This is a genomic window from Pseudomonas sp. AC070, from assembly GCF_979258635.1.
The window spans coordinates 609,918-629,539 of sequence record NZ_OZ409871.1; the positions used below are offsets into that span (position 1 = coordinate 609,918).

The window sequence follows — 19,622 nt, forward strand, 5'->3', positions numbered from 1 at the left end:
ATGGAAACCCGCGCCCATCACGTGCTGATCGGCTTGTTCACGGTAATTGCCGTCGGCGCCGCGCTGCTGTTCGGCCTGTGGCTGGCCAAGTCCACGGCCGACCGCGAGTTCGCTCTGTATGACATCGTCTTTTATGAGGCCGTGAACGGTCTGTCGCCCGGCAGCACCGTGCAGTACAGCGGTATCAAAGTGGGCGAAGTGATCGCCTTGAAACTCGATCCCAAAGACCCGCGTAAAGTCCGCGCGCGCATTCGCGTTGCGGCGGATACGCCGGTCAAGCAAGACACCCACGCCAAGCTGTCGCTGGTGGGCATTACTGGGGGTTCGTTTATCCAGATGCACAGCGGCTCGCCGCAAAGCCCATTACTGGTGAGCAAGACCGGCAAGGTGCCGGTGATTGTCGCCGACCGCTCGCCGATCACGGCGCTGCTGGCCAGTGGTGAAGACCTGCTGACCAACATCAACAAGCTGGCCGCCAGCGCCAACGCATTGGTGTCGCCCGACAACGTGGCGCGGGTCAGCCGCACCCTTGATCACCTTGAGCAAGCCACTGGCGCCATTGCCGATGAGCGCGAAGACATGCGCGCCATCGTCAAACAACTGGCCGCAGCCTCGCGCCAAGCCAGCGTGACGCTGGAGCAAAGCAGCAAGGTGATGGCCACCGCCAACAACCTGCTCGATCAGCAAGGCAAGGAAGCGCTTAACAGTGCCCGCGACGCCATGGCGGCGTTGGACCGCGCCAGCCAAAGCATCGAGAACCTGCTCAACGAAAACCGCGACTCGCTGAATGCCGGCGCCCAGGGCCTGAGCGCCATTGGCCCGGCAGTGGGCGAGCTGCGCGAAACCCTCAGCAGCCTGCGCGCGATTACCCGTCGCCTGCAGGAAGACCCGGCCGGCTACCTGCTCGGCGGCGAGAAGAACAAGGAGTTCCAACCATGACCCCGCGCGCCCATCGCCCGTTAGTAATGCTCGGGCTGTTGAGCCTGTTGTCGGCGTGTTCGATTCTGCCGAAAACCGAGCCAAGCACCATTTACCAACTGCCTGCTGCGCCGGTGTCGGCTGTTAGCGCGGGCGCGCCGGTGAGTTGGTCGCTGCGCGTGGCCAAACCGCAGGCGACCATGGTGCTCGACAGCCCGCGCATCGCGGTGGTCCCGCAGGGCAGTGTGATCAGCAATTACCAGGGCGCGCGCTGGGGCGACACCGGCCCGGTGCTGCTGCGCAATCGACTGCTTGATGGCTTCCAGGCCGACGGTCGCGTTCAGCAAGTGAGCAGCGACGACGCGCAGCTCCAGGCCGATGTGGTGTTGAGCAGCGACCTGCGTGCGTTCCAGGCCGAGTATCACGACGGCCAAGTGGCGGTGGTGGTGCGCCTGGACGTGCAACTGGTGGACAGCGCCAGCCGTAAAATTCTCGCCGCACGGCGCTTCGATGTGCAGCAGCCGGCGAACAGTGCGCAAGTGGCTGACGTGGTGCGTGCCTTTGGTCAGGCCAGCAATGCCTTGAGCGCCCAATTGGTGCCCTGGACCGTGGCCCAGGGCGAGGCGAAGCGAAAACCCTGACGAGCGGTAAGCGGGAGAGCCGATTAGGAGCTAAAGCTACTAATAGCGGCGGTCGATAAGAACAAAGCGTGTAGTCATAACAATGAAATTTGCTGACCGAAAAGTCAGTCGCTTTGTATACAATCTGCCTTCGATCTCCCACCAAGCTCATACAGGTAACCGCCCATGCGCCTCTGGCAACGCAGTATTCAGTGGCAATTAATCCTCAGCATGGGCGCCGCTCTGCTGGCGAGCATTCTGATTGTTGTCGGCATTTATGCCGCCGTGGTTAACCGCCTTGCGGAGAAGGCGTTGGTCGAGCAGGCCCTGCCGGCCAGCGTGACCGCCATTGGCAATGACCTGGAACGGATTCTCACCGAACCTCTCACCGCCGCCCTGAGCATTGCTGAAAACAGCATGGTTCAAGAGTGGCTGGCCAACGGCGAAGACCCCACGCAGCAAGACGCCTTTATGCGCTACCTGCGCGGCGTGCAGCGCCAACAGAAGGCGTTGACTACTTTTATCGTGGCGGCAGACAGCGGCCATTACCTCACCGAAACCAAATTGGATCGCACCCTTACGCGTGGACCCGCCGAAAACGGCTGGTTCTACAGCTTTGTCGATGGCAGCGAGAACCGCGTGGTGCAGATCGACACCGACAAAACCACCAACCAGCCCACGCTGTTTATCAACCAACGCATCACCGCCAATGGCAAAACCCTTGGCTTGGCCGGGCTGGGCTACGGTTTGCAGGCCATGTCCGATCTGGTGCGCAACTTTCACTTTGGCAAAACCGGGCGAATCTTTCTGGTTAGCGCCGACGGCAAAGTAAAGATTCACCCACAGGCCGAATTTAACGACACCCGCCAACTCAGCGACCTGCTGGGTAGCGATGCCGCCCGAAAGTTGCTGGTCGACAGCGGCAAGGCTGTGCACTTCGAGCGCGACGGCGAGGCTTATCTGGCCGTGGCGCAGCCCCTGAAAACCCTGGGCTGGCTACTGGTCAGTGAAGTGCCCGAGGCGGAAATCTACGCCGACGCCAACCAGGCGCTGATCACCAGCAGCCTGATCGGTCTTGCGGTGGCGCTGTTCTCCTTGGGACTGGTGGTGCTGCTGGCCCGTGGGCTGGTGCGTCCGATCAAACAGGTGACCGATGCCCTGGTGGAAATCGGTGGCGGCGGCGGTGACCTCACGCGTCGCCTAAATGAAACGCGCCAGGACGAGTTGGGCGATCTGGCCCGAGGTTTCAACCGCTTTATCGCCAGCCAGCGCGACTTGATCAGCGCCGTGCTCGGCACCAGCGTCAAGCTGCGCACCGCTGTCGATCAAGTGGCCACCGTGGTGGAAAACACCGCTGGCCGCGCCGGGCAGCAGCAGGAAATGACCGACATGGTCGCCACCGCCGTGCACGAGATGGGCCTCACCGTTCAGGAGATCGCCCGCAACGCCAGCAATGCTGCCAGCACCTCGCAAAGCGCTCGCGACGAAGCCATGCAAGCGCGGCAAGTGGTGGGCGGCTCGATCAAGCAGATCGAGCAAATGTCCGATGACATCGGTGAGGCGTCCGGCGCCGTCGGCGAGTTGGCCAACGAAGTGGCGTCGATTGACCAAGTGCTGTCGGTGATTCGCGGCATTTCCGAACAAACCAACCTGCTCGCGTTGAACGCGGCGATTGAGGCCGCACGGGCCGGCGAAATGGGCCGTGGCTTTGCCGTGGTAGCCGACGAAGTGCGAACCCTGGCAAGTCGCACCCAAGCGTCGACCGGCGAGATTCAGCAAATGATTCAACGCTTGAAAACCGGGGCGCAGGCGGCGGTCAGCTCCATGCAGGCTGGCCAGGCTGCGACCGGTAATGGCGTGCAGTCGAGCCAGCGCACGGGCGAGTCGCTGGGTTCGATCACGGCGCAAATCGAGCGCATCAGCGACATGAACACCCAAGTGGCGGCCGCGACCGAGGAGCAGTCGTCGGTGACCGAGGAAATCAACCGCAACGTGCAGGGCATCGCCGACCTGGCCCACGCCACCTCGGATGAAGTGCAAGTCTGCCGCCAGGACTGCAAAACCCTGCTCGGTCTGGCTGACGACCTCGGCAAACAGATGGGCAGCTTCCGCCTGTAAATACGTCTGCCGTTGCGCCCCTCTTCCAGTGCCCGTGCGGGTGATGGAAGAGGGCGCAGGCAAACCTCTCTGGTTCATCCCCAACGCCTGCGGTAACCTGCCCGCCTGTTCTCCGGGGGTTGGTTATGCACATTCATGTTCTGGGTATTTGCGGCACTTTCATGGGCTCGCTGGCCGTTCTGGCCAAGGAGCTTGGCCACCGGGTGACCGGTTCCGACGCCAACGTGTACCCGCCCATGAGCACCCAACTTCAAGCTCAGGGCATTGAACTGATGCAGGGCTACGACCCTTCCCATCTCGACCCGGCGCCTGACTTGGTGGTGGTGGGCAACGCCCTGTCGCGCGGCAACCCGGCCGTGGAATATGTGCTGAATAAAGGCCTGCCGTATGTGTCTGGCCCGCAGTGGCTGGCCGACCATGTGCTGCAAGGCCGCTGGGTGTTGGCCGTGGCCGGCACCCACGGCAAAACCACCACCAGCAGCATGCTGGCGTGGGTGCTGGAACACGCCGGCATGAGCCCGGGCTTTTTGATTGGCGGCGTGCCGCAGAACTTCGCGGTGTCGGCACGCCTGGGCGGCACGCCGTTCTTCGTGGTCGAGGCGGACGAATACGACAGCGCGTTTTTCGACAAACGCTCCAAGTTCGTTCACTACCGTCCGCGCACCGCCATCCTCAATAACCTCGAATTTGACCACGCCGATATCTTCCCGGACCTGGCCGCCATCGAGCGCCAGTTCCACCACCTAGTGCGCACCATTCCGAGCGAAGGCCTGGTCATTTACCCGGCCGCCGAAACCGCGCTTAAACGTGTCATCGACATGGGTTGCTGGACCCCCGTACAAACCACCGGCGACGGCGCGCAGTGGCAAGCCAAGCTGCTCAGCGAAGACGGCTCGCGCTTTGAAGTGAGCTTCGAAGGCGTGGCGCAAGGCGTGGTCGATTGGCCGCTGACCGGTCAGCACAACGTCGCCAACGCCCTGGTGTGCCTGGCCGCGGCGCGTCATGTCGGCGTGGTACCGGCACAGGGCGTGGAAGCGCTGAGTGCGTTCAAGAACGTCAAGCGGCGGATGGAGAAGGTCGCTGAGGTGAACGGCGTGACCATCTACGACGACTTCGCCCACCACCCGACCGCCATTGCCACAACCTTGGATGGCCTGCGTAAACGTGTGGGTTCGGCAAAAATCATCGCCATCATCGAGCCGCGCTCCAACTCCATGAAACTCGGCGCCCACCGCGACGGCTTGCCGGACTCCGTGACCCAGGCCGATCAGGTGTACTGGTTCGCACCGCCGAATCTTGGCTGGGACCTGGCCGCCACCACCGCCAGTTGCACCGTGCCCTCACAAGTATGCGACTCGCTGGAAGCCATCATCGCCGCCGTCAAAGCCCAGGCCACGCCGGGCACACAAGTGGTAGTGATGAGCAACGGCGGTTTCGGTGGCCTGCACGGCAAACTCGCGGCGGCTTTGGAGGGCTGAGGCCATGATGAACGGACCTGAACGCGTCACCCTGGCCATGACCGGCGCCTCCGGCGCGCAATACGGACTGCGCCTGCTCGACTGCCTGGTGCAGGAGGAGCGCGAGGTGCACTTTCTGATTTCCAAAGCGGCGCAACTGGTGATGGCCACCGAAACCGACGTCAGCCTGCCGGCCAAGTCAAAAATGATGCAGGCCTTTCTCAGCGAATACACCGGCGCCGCCCCAGGGCAGATTCGCGTGTACGGCAAGGAAGACTGGATGGCGCCCGTGGCCTCGGGCTCTGGCGCACCGGGGGCGATGGTGGTGGTGCCGTGTTCGACTGGCACGTTGTCGGCAATTGCCACGGGTGCCTGCAACAACCTGATCGAACGCGCTGCCGACGTGGCGCTGAAAGAACGCCGCCAATTGATTCTGGTGCCGCGTGAGGCGCCGTTTTCCAGCATCCACCTGGAAAACATGCTCAAGCTGTCCAACATGGGCGCGGTGATTCTGCCCGCCGCACCGGGCTTCTATCACCAGCCGCAAACCATCGACGACCTGATCGACTTCGTGGTCGCGCGCATCCTCAATGTGCTCGGCATTCCCCAAGACATGCTGCCGCGCTGGGGCGAGCATCACCTGAGCAGCGATGAATAAAACCGCCCGGAGCGTGCTGCTGGTGCTGCTCGCCGCCCAGTTGTTCGGCTGCGCCACCACCCGCACCTTGAACGCCGCCAAGCCGGGTGCGCCCGTGGTGTATGCCGGCACGCGACTGGATTGGTACACCTTGAACGGCGGCTGCTGTCCGCTCGACCGCTTTGGCGCCGAAGCGCCGAAATACGCCGGGCTCGATTTACCCGCAAGCGCGTTGCTCGACACGGTGCTGCTGCCGTTGTCGCTGGCAGCGGCGTTGGGGTTCAGCCTCGGGGTGAGCGGCGGGTTGTGATGGATGCTCGCCTTGCGATTCTGGGTCCCCGCGTTCGCGAGGACGACGGGGATAATCCACAAACCTGCGTCGTCCTCGCGAACGCGGGGACCCAGGCTACCGAAGGTGGCGCCTCTGCTGAAGGAGGCCCAATCCGCTGTATGAGCGGTTGGGCGGCATTCCGACTAGCCGCGACGCTTGTTTCACAACTCAGCCACATCGGGGTTCAGTCTTGGGGGGAGCGGCGGGTTGTGATGGGTGCTCGCCTTGCGATTCTGGGTCCCCGCGTTCGCGAGGACGACGGGGATAACCCATAAACCTCCGTCGTCCTCGCGAACGCGGGGATCCAGGCTGCCGAAGGTGGCGCCTCTGCTAAAGGAGACCCCAATCCGCTGTATGAGCGGTTGGGCGGCATTCCCATTAGCCGCGACGCTTGTTTCACAACTCAGCCACATCGGGGTTCAGTCTCGGGGTGAGCGGCGGGTTGTGATGGGTGCTCGCCTTGCGACTCTGGGTCCCCGCGTTCGCGAGGACGACGGGGATAACCCATAAACCTCAGTCGTCCTCGCGAACGCGGGGACCCAGGCTGCCGAAGGTGGCGCTTCTCCTGAAGAAGACCTCAACCCACTGTATGAGCGGTTGGGTGGCATTCCGATTAGCCGCGACGCTTGCTCACAACTCAGCCACATCGGGGGTTCAGTCTCGGGTGAGCGGCGGGTTGTGATGGGTGCTTGCCTTGCGATTCTGGGCCCCGCGTTCGCGAGGACGACGGGGATAACCCATAAACCTCCGTCGTCCTCGCGAACGCGGGGACCCAGGCTGCCGAAGGTGGCGCCTCTGCTGAGGGAAGCCCCAATCCGCTTCATGAGCGGTTGGGCGGCATTCCCATTAGCCGCGATGCTTGTTTCACAACTCAGCCACATCGGGGTTCAGTCTTGGGGTGAGCGGCGGGTTGTGATGGGTGCTCGCCTTGCGACTCTGGGTCCCTGCGTTCGCGAGGACGACGGGGATAACCGATAAACCTCCGTCGTCCTCGCGAACGCGGGGACCCGGGCTATCGAAGGTGGCGCCTCAGCTGAAGGAGACCTCAATCCGCTGGAGGAGCGGTTGGGGCGGCATTCCGACTAGCCTCGATGCATTTTTCACAACTCAGCCACATCATCATCCGGCATGTCATCCGCCGCATCGGCGTTGTCGGCGTTGATGCCGGCCAGTGCTTTGATTTCATGGCTGGCTTTGCCATCGCTGATGGCCCAGGTGTCGCTGGCGACGTTGTGTTGGGCGGCGGCGATCTGCTCCAGGTTGAATTGCCATTTGCGCAGTTCGCGGCCGTCCATGCATTCGATGCGCAACGCCGGGCCGGGGTGGGCCGGGTCGCTGTGCAGTTCGAATTGCCAGGCGTACAGGCCGTTGATTTCCAGCATGTCGGCGGTTTGCAGCACGGAGAGCAAAGTGGTGGTCATGGCCAATCTCGAGCGGTAAAAAAGAGCGGCCATAGTGGCCGCTCGATGTGCGTTAAACAATGCGCGATAGGCAGCGGTCAGCGGCCCAGACGCCGCAATTCGTCCGATTCAACAATGCGCACGCCTTCACCTTCTTCCAATGCCAGGCGCCACAGCGCGCGGGCCAGGGTGCAGGCCGGAATGCCGCGGTATTTGCCTGGCACCCAGCGCATGATCGGCGCCAACAGGCGTTCGCCAAGACGTGGTTCCAGGCGGTCGCCAATTAACAGCGAGGGCCGAGCGATGGTCAGCTGCGGCCAGTTCTGCGCGATCAGGGCTTGTTCCACTTCACCCTTCACGCGGTTGTAGAACACCGACGATTTCGGGTTCGCGCCCATCGCACTGATCAGCAGGAAATGCCGGGCGCCGAGGTCGCGGGCGCGCTGGCTGACGGCCAGCACCATGTCGTAATCCACCGCGCGAAACGCTTCCTGCGAGCCGGCCTGTTTGATCGTGGTGCCCAGGCAGCAGAAGGCGATGTCTTGTTTGCCGGCGAGCATGGGCAGCAGCGTCAGCAGGTCGCCTTGGGGGTTGTCCAGGTGGGTGTGTTCGGCGAGCGCTCGACGGGTCGGGGCGAGCACGCGTTGCACCGTGGGCTCGCTGAGCAGACGGTCGAGCAAGTGTTCGCCGGTCAGGCCGGTGGCGCCGGTCAGCAGGATGTTCTGTGGGGTCAAATACATGGTTCTACTCCCTCCTGGAATCCAACAACTTCAAGTCTAGTTGCTGCCGTCGGGGTTGCCTGCTGCGCTGTTGGCCAGGGCGTGTTTGGCCTGACCAGCGCGCAACGTGCGCCATTGGCTGAGTACCCCTTTGGGCGCCCAGAGTTGCGGCTCCGACGGTTCGAACTCATCTTCCAGCTCGCGTTTGGCCACGCTGGCCTTGGCTTGCTCGAAGGCCCTTTCCAGGTCGTCGGTGCTGCTCAGTGCTTCGGCAAACAAGGCACGGCCGAAGTAGGTGAAGTCGGCCTCATCGGAGCAGCCGAATGAGGTTCTGTCACTGCGCGCGGCGGCCATTACCAGGGTTTTGTCATCCTTAATTTGCGGGATGAAGCCACCCGAATAACACGCCGAAACGACGACCACTTTGTAATGACTCTTTAATGGCACGAGCAGTTCCGCCAGTTCCTGGGCCGGCATATTCGCCAGTTGCAGACCCGGCTGCACCAGGCTGAGCTGGTGGTCGCTGGAGCCGTGACTGGTAAGGTAGATGAACACCACGTCTTCGGCCCCCGATCGTTCGGCCAGGGTTTTTACCGCGCGGCGCAGGTTTTCGCGGGTGGCCAGTGGGCGGTCGAGCATATGGTCGCGGTGATTGACCAACGTGATCTGGCCATAGGCGCCGAAGCGCTCGCGCAGCAGGTTGCTGACGTAGTCGGCCTCGCGCAGGAACACGCTTTGCTCGCCGTCGCCAGCCAGGGTCAGCGTGTACAGCTCGACGGCTGGCGTGGAGGCCGGAATGGCGGCCAAGGCCTGGTCTAGCAGCTTGCCTTGTTGCAACAGGCCGACTTCCAGCTGATCGGGCAGGGCATTGCCTTGCGCATCGCGGGCCAGCTTGCCGTTCTTCCAGGTGCCGTTCTGCACCGTGCCGTCAGCCAGGGTGAGCGTGCCGGCACCCTCGTATTTGCCACGGGCGAAAAGGCCCTGATAGCGACTGCCGTCGGCCAGGGTCAACGAGCCTTCGCCGTGGTAGCGCCAGTATTTGAACTCGCCCTCGTAACGACTGCCATCGGCACGTTGCACCTGCCCTTTGCCGGTCAGACTGCCCTGGCTGAACTGGCCGAGCCACACGTCACCGTCAGCCGTTTCATAGCGGCCTTTGCCCTGCAAATTCGAATCTTTGTAACCCCCGACATACGTGGCGCCGTCCTCGCCCTTGTACGTGCCTTCGCCAGTTAGCACGCCCTTTTTGAAGGTGCCGCTGAGCTGGTTGCCGTGTTCATCGGTGGTGGTGCCGAAGCCTTCCGGCTCGCCTTTTTTAAAGCTGCCTTCAAAGGCGCTGCCATCGGCGCGCTGTAACTTGCCGATGCCGTGGTACTGATCGTTTTTGAACTCGCCCTGGTAGCGGTCGCCACCTTTGATGGTCAGCGTGCCGACGCCGTCTTGTTTGCCTGCCTTGAAAGCGCCGGTGTAGCTGCTGCCTTCGCTGTACGTCAGCGTGCCTTGCCCGGCGAAGTCGCCATTGGCGAAACCGCCTTTGTAATGAGTGCCGTCCGAGTGGTGCAGTTCGCCTTCGCCATCCATCAGGCCGTCTTTGAACGTGCCTTCGTACCAACTGCCGTTGGGGTAATCGATCCGGCCTTTGCCTTGCAGCAAACCCTCGACGACCTCGCCGCGATAACGGCCGCCGTCGGGGAGTACGGCGTTGGGCGGGGTCAGCGGTTCGCTTTTGCCGCAGGCAGTTAGCAGCAGGGCCAGGGCGATGAGGGAGAGGTGGCGCATGGGGGAAACGTCCGTGTTGGATCGAGATTTGGGCGGAGTATGCCGCAAGTGTGCGGACGAAGAAGCATCGCGGCTAATCGGAATGCCGCCCAGCCGCTCCCACAGTTATTGCACACCCTGTGGGAGCGGCTTGAGCCGCGATGCTCTTCGACAAAAAAACAGGGCGCCGAAGCGCCCTGTTTTTCCACGCCGTCCAGAATCAGACGAAGTACAAACTCAGCGACTCAGCGATATACGCCGGCTTGGCCTGGCCTTCGATTTCCAGGGTGCACTTGGCTTTGAGCAGCCACTGGCCCGGATTTTTCTCGGTGATGTCGATCACGCTGGCCGACACACGCACGCGCGAATTCACTTTCACCGGCTGGATAAAACGCACGCTGTCCAAGCCATAGTTAACCGCCATCTTCAGACCTTCCGGCGCGAGGGCGATTTTTTCCATCAGCACCGGAATCAGCGACAGCGACAAAAAGCCGTGGGCGATGGTGCTGCCGAACGGGGTCTTGGCGGCTTTTTCCGGGTCGACGTGAATGAATTGATGGTCGCCCGTGCACTCGGCGAATTGGTTGATGCGTTCCTGGTCAATCGTCAGCCACTCGGAATGGCCAAGTTCTTTGCCGATGTAGGATTTCAGTTCAGCGACGGGTACCAATGGCATATGTCCTCCTTGAGGAGACGGGTTTTGTTTTTGTTGAAACGTCCATGCCCCGTAGATCATCACGCGAGGTGAAGGCGGTCAACCCTGCATCGCTGCGGCGAATAACAGCCCATACAGCCGGCGCGACGGGCTGGTTGGGGCGTTTTGCTTAGCGTGCTTATAATGCCCGACGCGATTTTTTTACCCCGGCGCTGCCCCCTTCGGGTCTGGATTGGAGAACTCCATGCTGTTACGTGGCCTGACTTGGTTGGTGGTTTTCCAACTGCTTGGCACGGTCTTGAACGTGCTGTTCTTGCACATGCTGCCGGGCCCGATCATTGGGCTGGTGCTGCTGCTCGGTTACCTGATCTGGCAGGGCGAGGTGGACGAGTCGATCTCGGTGGCCTCGTCGAGTTTGCTGCGTTATCTGCCCTTGTTGCTGGTGCCGGCGGCCGTGGGCGTGATGGTTTACGCCAAGGCGATTGCCGCCGACTTCTGGGCGGTGGGCGGCTCGTTGGTGTTGTCGGTGCTGCTGTCGATGCTATTCGCTGGGTGGATGATGCAAAAGCTAATCGACCGCCAGCAGCGCAAGCGAGGTGAGCGCGATGTTTGATGTTGCCGGCGCCTGGCAGGCGCTCATCCATCACCCCTTGTTTGGCGTCGGCGTGACCCTGGCCGCTTACCAATTAGCGCTGGCCGCCTACGAGAAAACCCGCTGGTTTTTCCTGCAGCCGGTGCTGGTCTCGATGCTTGCCGTAATCGCCGTGCTGGTGGCCTGTGGCCTGAGCTACGACGAGTACAAAGACAGCGCCAAAGCCCTGACAATTTTCCTCGGCCCGGCCACCGTCGCCCTGGCGGTGCCGCTGTTCCTTAACCTCAAACGGATTCGCCAACTGTTCTGGCCCACCTTGCTGACGTTGTTGATCGGCGGCGTGGTGGCTACCGGCATGGGCGTGTTGTTGGCGTGGTGGTTTGGCGCCGACCATATGATGCTGATGAGCATGGCGCCCAAATCGGTGACCTCGCCGATCGCCATGCTGGTGGCTGACCAGATTGGCGGCATTGCCGCGCTGGCGGCGGTGTTCGTTCTGATCACCGGCGTGATTGGCGCCATCCTCGGGCCTGAACTGCTGCGCCGCATGGGTGTTCGCCACCCGGCGGCGCAAGGCTTGGCCATGGGCATGACCGCCCACGCCGTCGGCACCTCGCGCGCGCTTCAAGAAGGCGAAGAGTGTGGCGCCTTCGCCGCGCTGGCCATGAGCCTGATGGGCGTTGGCACCGCCGTGGCGCTGCCGCTGGCGGTGGCGCTTTTCAGCTGATCGTCCCGGCGCAATCGTTGTCACAGCCCTACGAGTGAATCAGGAGCGAGAAAGATGGTGCCGTTGTTTCCCCTCAATGTGGTGCTGTTCCCCGGCAGCGTGCTCGACCTGCAAATTTTCGAAGCCCGTTATCTGGACATGATCAGCGCCTGCATGAAACGCAACGAAGGCTTCGGCGTGGTGTGCATTCTGGAAGGCCGCGAAGTGGGCGAGGCGGCAGACAGCTTCGCCCAGGTCGGCTGCGAAGCGGTGATTCGCGACTGGAAACAACAACCCAACGGCTTGCTCGGCATTCGCGTGGAAGGCGCCCGGCGCTTCCATGTGCAACGCTCACACGTGCAACGCGACCAACTGACCACCGCTGAAGTGACCTGGGCCGACGAGGCTGCAGACTTCCCGCTGCTACCCGAACACGCCGACCTGGCCGCGCTGCTGCAAGCGCTGGCGCAGCACCCGATGGTGTCGGAACTGGGCATGGGCAATGAGGCGACGGGGCAGCAGAACTTGGGGTATCAGCTGGCGTATCTGCTGCCGTTCGATGTCGAGCAAAAGCTGCAACTGCTGGCGATCGATGATCCGCTGGAACGGCTCGATGCCATTCAGGGGATGCTGGATGAGTTGCAGGGCGAAATGACCGCCTAGCCCAAAAGCATCGCGGCTGAAGCCGCTCCTACAGACTTGCGTTGGACTGTGGGAGCGGCTTTAGCCGCGATTTTTTCACGGCACTATCGGCGCATACCGATACTGCTCCAGTGCATGCGGCAGCGCCCAACTGGCATGGGCGGCCAGCACGGCCAGGCACGCCGGCAATACCAACCACCACACGCGCGGCGACATGGCCGGCAATGGCTGACGCCACTGCGAGCAGGTCAGGCTGACCGCGCACGCCGTGGCGGCGAGCAGCGCGCCGGCGATGATGTCGGTCGGCCAATGCACTCCCAAATACACCCGCGACAAGGCAATCGCCAGCGCCGGAATTACTGCCAGCAGTAGCCACGTCAGGCGCATTCGCACCGGCTGACCACGGCCGGCGAGCACCGCCAGCGTCAGGAAAAAAGCGAACGCCCCCGAGCTATGGCCGCTGGGCATGCTGAAACTGTGAAGCGGCTCCAGCAGAATTTCCGGGCGGGCGCGGCCAAAGAACAGTTTCAGGAAATGGTTGGCGATGGCGCAGCCCAGCATCGTGCCGGTGGCGAAGAAAAAGCTGCGGTATTGGCGCGCCACCAGCAGCATGACGCAGAGCATGATGCCGACGGTGAGCTGGGTGCGGAAGTCGCCCAGGCGCGTGATGATGGTGATGATGCTGTCCATCGCCGGTTGCCGCTGTTCTTGCACCAGCGCCATCAAGCCCTGGTCGAGCTGACCCAGGCGCGGGTAGCCGATCAGCATGGCGATCAGCAGCACAAAGCCCATGCCGGCCATCCAGGCGGTCGCGCGGTGTTGTTGGCGCAGCGCGCCTTGCAGGCTGACGCCGATGAACACTGCCAGCGCGGCCGCCACCACGGCGGCTTGTCCCCAGAAGCCCTCCGGCAACGGCAAGCGCATGGCGGCGCCAGTGGCCCAGCCGGGCATCAAATAGGCAATCGACCAGCCGGCCGCGGCAATCAGGCTGACGATGATAAAGCGCGGCAGCGGCATGTCGAGCATGCCGGCCACCATCGGCAACATCGGGCGCAGCGGACCGATATAGCGGCCAACCAACAGACTCGCGACGCCATAACGCTGGAAGTAACTTTCGGCGCTGGCCAGCCATTCGGGATGGGTGCGCAGGCCCGGCAGGTTGCGGATGTTTTGGTGAAAACGCCGGCCCAGCGCATAGGAAATGGCATCGCCCAGCAGGCCGCCCGTGTAACCCAACAGCAGCGTTTCGCCGAGGGTCAGGGCGCCGCTGCCGGCCAGCACGGCAATGGCGAACAGCAGCACCGTGCCGGGCACGATGATGCCGGCAATCGCCAGGCACTCCACGCAGGCCACGACAAAAATGGCGATGCCCAGCCATTGAGGGTTGGCGCTGAGCCAGCCGGTGAGTTGGTTGAGCCACTCCGTCATGGGGCAAGGTCCTGTTGCGAGATCATGTAGTAGAAATCCTGATTTTCCAGTTGCCCACGGCGCAGTGGGTTGCGCGTGCAGTGGCGGGCGTAAGCAGCATCGACAAAGCGGTAGAGCAAATGTTCATCGCGGCCCAGGGGAATGCCCAGGCGGGTGGTTTGAATAATCTGCTCGGGGGCGTAGCCGACATCTTCGACAAAAAACCGTTCGGGGTCGAAGCGTTTGCCATCCCAGGCCGGCACTTTAAGGCCGAGGGCGCGACACAGCAGGGTCTGACCGTTACAGAGTTTTTCCAACGAGCGCGGCTGGCCCTGGCTGTCGGGGTTGTTTTGCTGCATGCGCTCAAGGCATTCGGGGCCGCTGTGGGCATCGGTATAAGGAAACGCCGACTTGACCAGCACCGCGTTGCCCGGCCCGTGGGCGCTGAAGTTCAGCGAGTCGCCGCCGCGCGCGTAGTACATATAAATGTGTCCGCCATCGAGGAACAGTGCCCGGCGTTTTTCCGTGTAGCCCAAGGAAGAGTGGCTGCCTTTTTCGGCGAAGTAGTACGCCTCGGTTTCGATGATGCGCGCGGCGAGCCACAAGTCGCCGACGCGGTGGCGGATCACCTTGCCCAATAAGGACTGGGCCAGCAATTGGGCGTCGCGGTCGAAAAAACAGTCGGGCAGGGCGCGGCCTTCTGGCCAGTTGGGGTGTTGGGCGTTGGGCAAACTAAGGGTGGGATCACTCGGCATGGGCTGTCATCACACTGGGACAAGGCTTAGGCTCGGGCGATCATAACAATAAGAGCTTTGGCCATGCCCGACCGCAGCCGCGCCGACAGTGCCCACATCAGCCCCAGCGCCCATTACACCGGCTACGTCTGGTACCGCCACCAACTCAGTGACGCTGCTTTTGCCACGCCGTTTGGCCGCTGGGTGCACGGGTTGCTGAGCCCAATTGCCTGGGGCGCGCGGGTGGGCTTTGGGTTGGATATCGAGCACCTTTTGTTGCAGCGGCACCTTCTGCTGGACGCTCGGCTCACCGCCGCCATCGAAGAGCGGGGCGTGCGCCAGGTGGTGGAAATTGCCTGCGGGCTGTCGCCGCGCGGTCGGCGTTTTTGTCAGCGCTACCCCGAGTTGCGTTATCTGGAAGCTGATCTGCCGGGCATGGCCGTGCGTAAACGCCTGCTGCTGCACAGCGAGGGCTGGCTCAATGGCCGCCATCAGGTGCGCTCGGTGGATATTTTGGCCGAGCAAAGCCTGGAAGCCTTGTTCGCCGGGCTGGATCGGTCCGAGCCGGTGGTGGTGATCACCGAGGGACTGGTGAACTATTTTGAGCGCCCGGTGATTGAAGGGTTCTGGACGGCGCTGGCGGCGCAGTTAAAAAGTTTTCCGCACGGCATCTACCTCACCGACCTATACCCCGACCTTAAAGAACACCCGCGCTACCGCCAGCTGCGCTGGGGCGTGGGGATTATTGGGCGGCTGACGCGGGGCAATTACCCGCTGCACTACAGCAATGCCGGGGAGATTATCGAAGCGTTTGGGCGTTGCGGGTTTAGACACACCGAGGTGCTCGACCCGGCGCTGCACAGCCAAGGCTTGCCGCCGGTGACGCAGGCGACGTTGGTGCGGGTGATTGAGGCATCGGTGTGAAAATCAACGGCCCCTCTCCCCAACCCTCTCCCGCAGGCGGGCGAGGGGGCTGATCGAGTCGCTCGAAAGGAAACGTCACCCCTCGCCCGCTTGCGGGAGAGGGGCCGGGGGAGAGGGCGGCGTTACGGCGCTCTTTAGGCGCAGGCAACCGTAGGCATCGCCCCTTGCCTCACCCGTTCGGCCAGCGCCGCACTCCCTGCCGCATCGGTATGGGCAAACACCCAGGCCAATTCCGCGCTGCTGCTTCGCACGGGCAGAATCGCCATGGCGGGCATATCAACCATCTGCAGTTGCCAGCCGCGTTGCGGCATTAGGGTTGGCAAGTCGCCCTGTAAGAGCCCGCCAAAAAATCCGAGTTCGTTCACGTCGACATTCAGTTCACCTATCACCGGATGCAGCAACCGCGCGCGGTTATGCAGCGGCGGTTGGCGCGGTTCGTGACGTTTTTCCAGTTGCTGCCATTGGCTGCGCGGCAGGTGCGTGCTGCCGGGGCTGATCAAAGGCAGCGGCTCGCCGCGCAGGAACGGGTTGTACAAACTGGCGCAGGCGTTGCGTTGTTCAAATTGGGCAAGGTGGTCGGCGTTGTGAATCAGCGCGCACTGGGCCTCGGCGCAGGCGCTGGCGAATACGGTGTGTTCCCACGGCTGGGTGAAGTGGTCGTATTCGCCGGCCAATACGAGGGTCGGGCAAAGGGGATGTTGGTGGAAACCGGAAAAGGCCAGTAGGCGCTGGCTGTTTTGCCGGTAGCGCTCGATTTCAGTCGCCGACAAGCGTTGCAACTGGCGCAGCAGGGCTTTGCGAAACACCGGCGCTACGCCGGTTTCCTGGCTGCGAGTAGGGTTGAGCAGGCCAGTGACGGCGCCGTGGGCAAACTCGGCGCAGCGCCCCTCGGCCAACAGCGCCAGGCTTTCTTCCAGTAATACCCGCGCGCCTCGGCGGCCAAAGGCAGTGATGCCGGCCAGCAGCAGGCGTGCGCAGCGCTGCGGATGGCGGGCCGCAAACAGCGCCGCCAACGCCGAACCGTAGGACAAGCCGATGGGCATCAGTGGAGGCACGTTGAGTTCGTCGGCGAAGGCGGCGATCAGGTCGGCGAGCGCTTCCAGGCTCAGTTCAGGCGCCAACTGCAGATTGCCGCCCTGGCTGGGCAGGTCGAGCAGAATCACCGGGTGATCGATGAGCAGTTCGTCCACTTCGCTGGCAAACGAGCGGAAGCATTGGAACGCGCCGCCTAGCAACAGCACCGGGCTTCGTGGGTCGTCGGCGCGGGTGGAATAAGCTTGGTACTGCACGCGCCACTGCCCCAGTTGCACATACGGGCTGGGCTCTACCAACAGCGCCGGACTGTAGTCGGTGCGATAGCGCATGGCGCGTCTCCCTTCACTGTCATTGTTATGGTGCCCGTCCCTGGCGGTGGGCAATTGGCTATGACTGCACGGTAGACATCTGCGCCCCGTTTGTTTACCTAACCTTCGGGGGGAGCAACGGGCCGCTGGCGGGGCAAGTGTCACCGTCTCGCGGCAAGGCGCGCGCGCTGTGCTTGCCAGTGTTACCGGCGGCTGAGTTGTAACGCGCTGTTTACCACCCGCCAGACGCCGCTGGGCGTAGGCCCGCCGCGCCGCTATAATCAGCCGCTTTCCCGACTGCCAGACCGCCTCGACATGACTGAGTCCGTGCTCGACTACATGACCCGCCTGGGTCGCACTGCCCGTGAAGCCTCCCGTGTGGTCGCCCGCGCCAGTACCGCGCAGAAGAACCGTGCCCTGCACGCCGCCGCCGCCGCCCTGGATGCAGCCCGCGCCGAACTCACCGCCGCCAACGAGCAAGACCTCGCCAACGGCCGCGCCAACAACCTTGAACCCGCCTTGCTGGACCGCCTGGCCCTGACCCCTGCGCGCATCGACGAGATGATCGAAGGCTTGCGTCAGGTCGCCACGCTGCCAGACCCCATCGGCGAAATCCGCGACATGCGTTACCTGCCTTCCGGCATTCAGGTCGGCAAAATGCGTGTGCCGTTGGGTGTGATCGGCATCATTTATGAGTCGCGCCCAAACGTGACCATCGACGCCGCCAGCCTGTGCCTGAAGTCGGGCAACGCCACCATTTTGCGTGGCGGCTCGGAAGCGATTAATTCCAACCGCGCCATCGCCGCCTGCATTCAGCAAGGCCTGGCCGAAGCCGGTTTGCCGGCCGCTGCGGTGCAAGTGGTGGAAACCACTGACCGCGCCGCCGTTGGCGCGCTGATCACCATGCCCGAGTACGTCGATGTGATCGTGCCGCGCGGCGGCAAAAGCCTGATCGAGCGCATCAGCCGCGATGCCAAAGTGCCGGTGATCAAACACCTGGACGGCATCTGCCACGTGTTTATCGACGCGGCGGCCGATATCGACAAAGCCATCCGCATTGCCGACAACGCCAAAACCCAGCGCTACGCGCCGTGCAACACCATGGAAACCTTGCTGGTGCACGCCGCTATCGCTGAGCGCGTGTTGCCGCCGCTGGCGGCTATTTATCGCGACAAAAAAGTCGAGCTGCGCGGTTGCCCGCGCACTCGCGCGTTGCTGGGTAGCGATGTGCTGGAAGCCACCGAAGAAGATTGGCGCACCGAATACACCGCGCCGATTTTGTCGATTCGTATCGTCGACAGCCTCGACGAGGCCATCGAGCACATCAACACCTACGGCTCGCAGCACACCGATTCCATCGTTACCGAGAACTTCACCACGGGCCGGCGCTTTATCACTGAAGTGGATTCCGCCTCGGTGATGATCAACGCCTCGACGCGTTTCGCCGATGGCTTCGAATACGGCCTGGGCGCAGAAATCGGTATCAGCACCGACAAGCTGCACGCCCGTGGCCCGGTTGGTCTGGAAGGGCTGACCAGCGAGAAGTACGTGGTGTTCGGCGACGGTCACATCCGTACTTGAACACTGAACCAACAGCGGTGGGCAAACGCATTGGCGTGCTCGGCGGCACGTTCAATCCGGTGCACGTCGGCCATTTGCGCAGCGCCCTGGAAGTGGCGGAGTTCATGGGGTTGGACGAGCTGCGCTTGATTCCCAACGCGCGCCCGCCACACCGCGACGCCCCGCAAGTGTCGGCGCCGGACCGCTTGGCTATGGTCGAGCAGGCCGTTGCCGGCGTGCCGTTGCTGACGGTGGACGACCGCGAACTCAAGCGCGATCGGCCCTCTTACAGCATCGAAACGCTGGAGTCGTTGCGCGCTGAACTGGCGGTTGAGGATCAACTGTTTTTACTGCTGGGGTGGGACGCGTTTTGCGGCCTGCCGACCTGGCATCGTTGGGAAGAATTGCTGGACCACTGTCACATCCTGGTGTTGCAACGCCCGGATGCCGACAGCGAAGCGCCGCAAGCGCTGCGTGATGTTCTGGCAGCCCGCAGTGTCAGCGACCCGCTGACCATGAGCGGTCCTGGCGGCCAGATTGCTTTTATCTGGCAGACCCCGCTTGCGGTGTCTGCCACCCAGATCCGGAATCTGCTGGCCAGCGGAAAGTCGGTGCGTTTTCTGGTGCCCGACGCGGTGCTGGCCTACATCAATGCGCACGGACTGTACCGCGCGCAGAACTAGACACGAGAAACGAGTTAACTATGAGCAAGCCCGTAATGCCGAGCGAAGACCTGGTCAAATTGGCCGTCGCCGCCCTTGAAGACATCAAAGCCCAAGACATCACCACCATCGATGTTCGCGGCAAAACCAGCATCACCGATTTCATGGTGATCGCCAGCGGTACCTCCAACCGTCACGTGAAGTCCCTGGTCGACAACGTGCTGGAAAAGGTCAAGGAAAAGGGCGTTCGCCCCTTGGGCAGCGAAGGCCTGGACACCGGCGAATGGGCACTGCTCGATTTGGGCGACATCGTCGTCCACGTGATGCTGCCAACCGCGCGCCAGTTCTACGACCTGGAACGCCTGTGGCAGGGCGCTGAGCAAAGCCGTGCGCAGAACCAGAACAGCGCGGAACAGTTCAACAGCGACGGCGAGTAAGG

General features: G+C 62.8%; 20 protein-coding genes and 1 pseudogene. 14 read left to right on the forward strand and 7 right to left on the reverse strand.

What is annotated here, in order from left to right; all coding sequences use genetic code 11:
- From ACZZ0Q_RS02570 to ACZZ0Q_RS02600, 7 genes and pseudogenes are all read left to right on the forward strand, one after another.
- Window positions 1-939, forward strand: coding sequence for an MlaD family protein (locus ACZZ0Q_RS02570; RefSeq protein ID WP_463540187.1), 939 nt, complete (start codon window positions 1-3; stop codon window positions 937-939).
- Window positions 936-1,559 (forward strand): ABC-type transport auxiliary lipoprotein family protein, encoded by a 624-nt coding sequence (locus tag ACZZ0Q_RS02575; protein WP_463540186.1) that lies wholly within the window; start codon window positions 936-938, stop codon window positions 1,557-1,559. Before ACZZ0Q_RS02570 ends, ACZZ0Q_RS02575 begins: the two co-directional genes overlap by 4 nt.
- A gap of 210 nt (window positions 1,560-1,769) precedes the next feature.
- Window positions 1,770-2,792: pseudogene (locus tag ACZZ0Q_RS02580) on the forward strand (PDC sensor domain-containing protein); the annotation flags it as partial.
- 135 nt (window positions 2,793-2,927) lie between these two features.
- On the forward strand, window positions 2,928-3,656 hold the full coding sequence (locus ACZZ0Q_RS02585) for a methyl-accepting chemotaxis protein (protein WP_463560996.1): 729 nt from the start codon (window positions 2,928-2,930) through the stop codon (window positions 3,654-3,656).
- Between the two features lie 125 nt (window positions 3,657-3,781).
- Window positions 3,782-5,134 (forward strand): UDP-N-acetylmuramate:L-alanyl-gamma-D-glutamyl-meso-diaminopimelate ligase, encoded by a 1,353-nt coding sequence (mpl, locus tag ACZZ0Q_RS02590; RefSeq protein WP_463540185.1) that lies wholly within the window; start codon window positions 3,782-3,784, stop codon window positions 5,132-5,134.
- A gap of 7 nt (window positions 5,135-5,141) precedes the next feature.
- Window positions 5,142-5,771, forward strand: coding sequence for a flavin prenyltransferase UbiX (gene ubiX, locus ACZZ0Q_RS02595; RefSeq protein WP_122493391.1), 630 nt, complete (start codon window positions 5,142-5,144; stop codon window positions 5,769-5,771).
- Entirely contained in the window at window positions 5,764-6,060 is a 297-nt protein-coding gene (locus tag ACZZ0Q_RS02600) for a YceK/YidQ family lipoprotein (RefSeq protein WP_463540184.1), read from the forward strand. Before ubiX ends, ACZZ0Q_RS02600 begins: the two co-directional genes overlap by 8 nt.
- A gap of 1,121 nt (window positions 6,061-7,181) precedes the next feature.
- Here the strand turns inward: ACZZ0Q_RS02600 and ACZZ0Q_RS02605 are convergent.
- The 4 genes from ACZZ0Q_RS02605 to ACZZ0Q_RS02620 form a co-directional block, all read right to left on the reverse strand.
- Window positions 7,182-7,502 (reverse strand): DUF5629 family protein, encoded by a 321-nt coding sequence (locus ACZZ0Q_RS02605; protein WP_463540183.1) that lies wholly within the window; start codon window positions 7,500-7,502, stop codon window positions 7,182-7,184.
- Window positions 7,503-7,579: 77 nt separating this feature from the next.
- The gene (locus tag ACZZ0Q_RS02610; RefSeq protein ID WP_122493257.1) at window positions 7,580-8,221 is read right to left on the reverse strand and encodes an oxidoreductase; all 642 of its coding nucleotides are present in this window, start codon (window positions 8,219-8,221) and stop codon (window positions 7,580-7,582) included.
- Window positions 8,222-8,257: 36 nt separating this feature from the next.
- Complete coding sequence (locus tag ACZZ0Q_RS02615) at window positions 8,258-9,979, reverse strand: C13 family peptidase (RefSeq protein ID WP_463540182.1); 1,722 nt, start codon at window positions 9,977-9,979, stop codon at window positions 8,258-8,260.
- A gap of 199 nt (window positions 9,980-10,178) precedes the next feature.
- Window positions 10,179-10,634, reverse strand: coding sequence for a MaoC family dehydratase (locus tag ACZZ0Q_RS02620; protein WP_122450688.1), 456 nt, complete (start codon window positions 10,632-10,634; stop codon window positions 10,179-10,181).
- A 223-nt stretch (window positions 10,635-10,857) separates the two neighbouring features.
- Here ACZZ0Q_RS02620 and ACZZ0Q_RS02625 point away from each other — a divergent pair, with 223 nt between their 5' ends.
- The 3 genes from ACZZ0Q_RS02625 to ACZZ0Q_RS02635 are packed head-to-tail and all read left to right on the forward strand — an operon-like array spanning window position 10,858 to window position 12,574.
- Window positions 10,858-11,226 (forward strand): CidA/LrgA family protein, encoded by a 369-nt coding sequence (locus ACZZ0Q_RS02625; protein WP_122493255.1) that lies wholly within the window; start codon window positions 10,858-10,860, stop codon window positions 11,224-11,226.
- Window positions 11,219-11,932: an LrgB family protein gene (locus ACZZ0Q_RS02630; protein WP_463540181.1), complete on the forward strand. Its 714-nt coding sequence runs from the start codon at window positions 11,219-11,221 to the stop codon at window positions 11,930-11,932. Before ACZZ0Q_RS02625 ends, ACZZ0Q_RS02630 begins: the two co-directional genes overlap by 8 nt.
- A gap of 54 nt (window positions 11,933-11,986) precedes the next feature.
- Complete coding sequence (locus tag ACZZ0Q_RS02635) at window positions 11,987-12,574, forward strand: LON peptidase substrate-binding domain-containing protein (RefSeq protein WP_463540180.1); 588 nt, start codon at window positions 11,987-11,989, stop codon at window positions 12,572-12,574.
- Window positions 12,575-12,649: 75 nt separating this feature from the next.
- Here the strand turns inward: ACZZ0Q_RS02635 and ACZZ0Q_RS02640 are convergent, their stop codons facing one another.
- A complete protein-coding gene (locus tag ACZZ0Q_RS02640) occupies window positions 12,650-13,981 on the reverse strand; it encodes a bifunctional DedA family/phosphatase PAP2 family protein (protein ID WP_463560263.1) in 1,332 nt (443 codons plus the stop codon).
- Window positions 13,978-14,715: a DNA-3-methyladenine glycosylase gene (locus ACZZ0Q_RS02645; protein ID WP_463540179.1), complete on the reverse strand. Its 738-nt coding sequence runs from the start codon at window positions 14,713-14,715 to the stop codon at window positions 13,978-13,980. Before ACZZ0Q_RS02645 ends, ACZZ0Q_RS02640 begins: the two co-directional genes overlap by 4 nt.
- A 63-nt stretch (window positions 14,716-14,778) precedes the next feature.
- On the opposite strand from ACZZ0Q_RS02645, the gene ACZZ0Q_RS02650 reads away from it, so the two are divergent.
- A complete protein-coding gene (locus ACZZ0Q_RS02650; protein ID WP_463540178.1) occupies window positions 14,779-15,618 on the forward strand; it encodes a class I SAM-dependent methyltransferase in 840 nt (279 codons plus the stop codon).
- Between the two features lie 134 nt (window positions 15,619-15,752).
- Here the strand turns inward: ACZZ0Q_RS02650 and ACZZ0Q_RS02655 are convergent, their stop codons facing one another.
- Complete coding sequence (locus ACZZ0Q_RS02655) at window positions 15,753-16,982, reverse strand: alpha/beta fold hydrolase (protein ID WP_463540177.1); 1,230 nt, start codon at window positions 16,980-16,982, stop codon at window positions 15,753-15,755.
- A gap of 294 nt (window positions 16,983-17,276) precedes the next feature.
- Here ACZZ0Q_RS02655 and ACZZ0Q_RS02660 point away from each other — a divergent pair, with 294 nt between their 5' ends.
- From ACZZ0Q_RS02660 to rsfS, 3 genes are read left to right on the forward strand one after another with little or no spacing between them, the layout of a single operon-like run.
- Complete coding sequence (locus tag ACZZ0Q_RS02660) at window positions 17,277-18,542, forward strand: glutamate-5-semialdehyde dehydrogenase (RefSeq protein WP_463540176.1); 1,266 nt, start codon at window positions 17,277-17,279, stop codon at window positions 18,540-18,542.
- Window positions 18,543-18,559: 17 nt separating this feature from the next.
- A complete protein-coding gene (gene nadD, locus ACZZ0Q_RS02665; protein WP_463384760.1) occupies window positions 18,560-19,204 on the forward strand; it encodes a nicotinate-nucleotide adenylyltransferase in 645 nt (214 codons plus the stop codon).
- A gap of 35 nt (window positions 19,205-19,239) precedes the next feature.
- Entirely contained in the window at window positions 19,240-19,620 is a 381-nt protein-coding gene (rsfS, locus tag ACZZ0Q_RS02670; RefSeq protein ID WP_122450763.1) for a ribosome silencing factor, read from the forward strand.
- Window positions 19,621-19,622 lie beyond the last annotated feature (2 nt).

Excerpts from the sequence above, each read along its gene's own strand:
- ACZZ0Q_RS02570 (WP_463540187.1), top strand. The coding sequence starts at position 1 with ATGGAAACCCGCGCCCATCACGTGCTGATCGGCTTGTTCACGGTAATT.
- ACZZ0Q_RS02575 (WP_463540186.1), top strand. The coding sequence starts at position 936 with ATGACCCCGCGCGCCCATCGCCCGTTAGTAATGCTCGGGCTGTTGAGC.
- ACZZ0Q_RS02585 (WP_463560996.1), top strand. The coding sequence starts at position 2,928 with ATGGTCGCCACCGCCGTGCACGAGATGGGCCTCACCGTTCAGGAGATC.
- mpl (WP_463540185.1), top strand. The coding sequence starts at position 3,782 with ATGCACATTCATGTTCTGGGTATTTGCGGCACTTTCATGGGCTCGCTG.
- ubiX (WP_122493391.1), top strand. The coding sequence starts at position 5,142 with ATGAACGGACCTGAACGCGTCACCCTGGCCATGACCGGCGCCTCCGGC.
- ACZZ0Q_RS02600 (WP_463540184.1), top strand. The coding sequence starts at position 5,764 with ATGAATAAAACCGCCCGGAGCGTGCTGCTGGTGCTGCTCGCCGCCCAG.
- ACZZ0Q_RS02605 (WP_463540183.1), bottom strand. The coding sequence starts at position 7,502 with ATGACCACCACTTTGCTCTCCGTGCTGCAAACCGCCGACATGCTGGAA.
- ACZZ0Q_RS02610 (WP_122493257.1), bottom strand. The coding sequence starts at position 8,221 with ATGTATTTGACCCCACAGAACATCCTGCTGACCGGCGCCACCGGCCTG.
- ACZZ0Q_RS02615 (WP_463540182.1), bottom strand. The coding sequence starts at position 9,979 with ATGCGCCACCTCTCCCTCATCGCCCTGGCCCTGCTGCTAACTGCCTGC.
- ACZZ0Q_RS02620 (WP_122450688.1), bottom strand. The coding sequence starts at position 10,634 with ATGCCATTGGTACCCGTCGCTGAACTGAAATCCTACATCGGCAAAGAA.
- ACZZ0Q_RS02625 (WP_122493255.1), top strand. The coding sequence starts at position 10,858 with ATGCTGTTACGTGGCCTGACTTGGTTGGTGGTTTTCCAACTGCTTGGC.
- ACZZ0Q_RS02630 (WP_463540181.1), top strand. The coding sequence starts at position 11,219 with ATGTTTGATGTTGCCGGCGCCTGGCAGGCGCTCATCCATCACCCCTTG.
- ACZZ0Q_RS02635 (WP_463540180.1), top strand. The coding sequence starts at position 11,987 with ATGGTGCCGTTGTTTCCCCTCAATGTGGTGCTGTTCCCCGGCAGCGTG.
- ACZZ0Q_RS02640 (WP_463560263.1), bottom strand. The coding sequence starts at position 13,981 with ATGACGGAGTGGCTCAACCAACTCACCGGCTGGCTCAGCGCCAACCCT.
- ACZZ0Q_RS02645 (WP_463540179.1), bottom strand. The coding sequence starts at position 14,715 with ATGCCGAGTGATCCCACCCTTAGTTTGCCCAACGCCCAACACCCCAAC.
- ACZZ0Q_RS02650 (WP_463540178.1), top strand. The coding sequence starts at position 14,779 with ATGCCCGACCGCAGCCGCGCCGACAGTGCCCACATCAGCCCCAGCGCC.
- ACZZ0Q_RS02655 (WP_463540177.1), bottom strand. The coding sequence starts at position 16,982 with ATGCGCTATCGCACCGACTACAGTCCGGCGCTGTTGGTAGAGCCCAGC.
- ACZZ0Q_RS02660 (WP_463540176.1), top strand. The coding sequence starts at position 17,277 with ATGACTGAGTCCGTGCTCGACTACATGACCCGCCTGGGTCGCACTGCC.
- rsfS (WP_122450763.1), top strand. The coding sequence starts at position 19,240 with ATGCCGAGCGAAGACCTGGTCAAATTGGCCGTCGCCGCCCTTGAAGAC.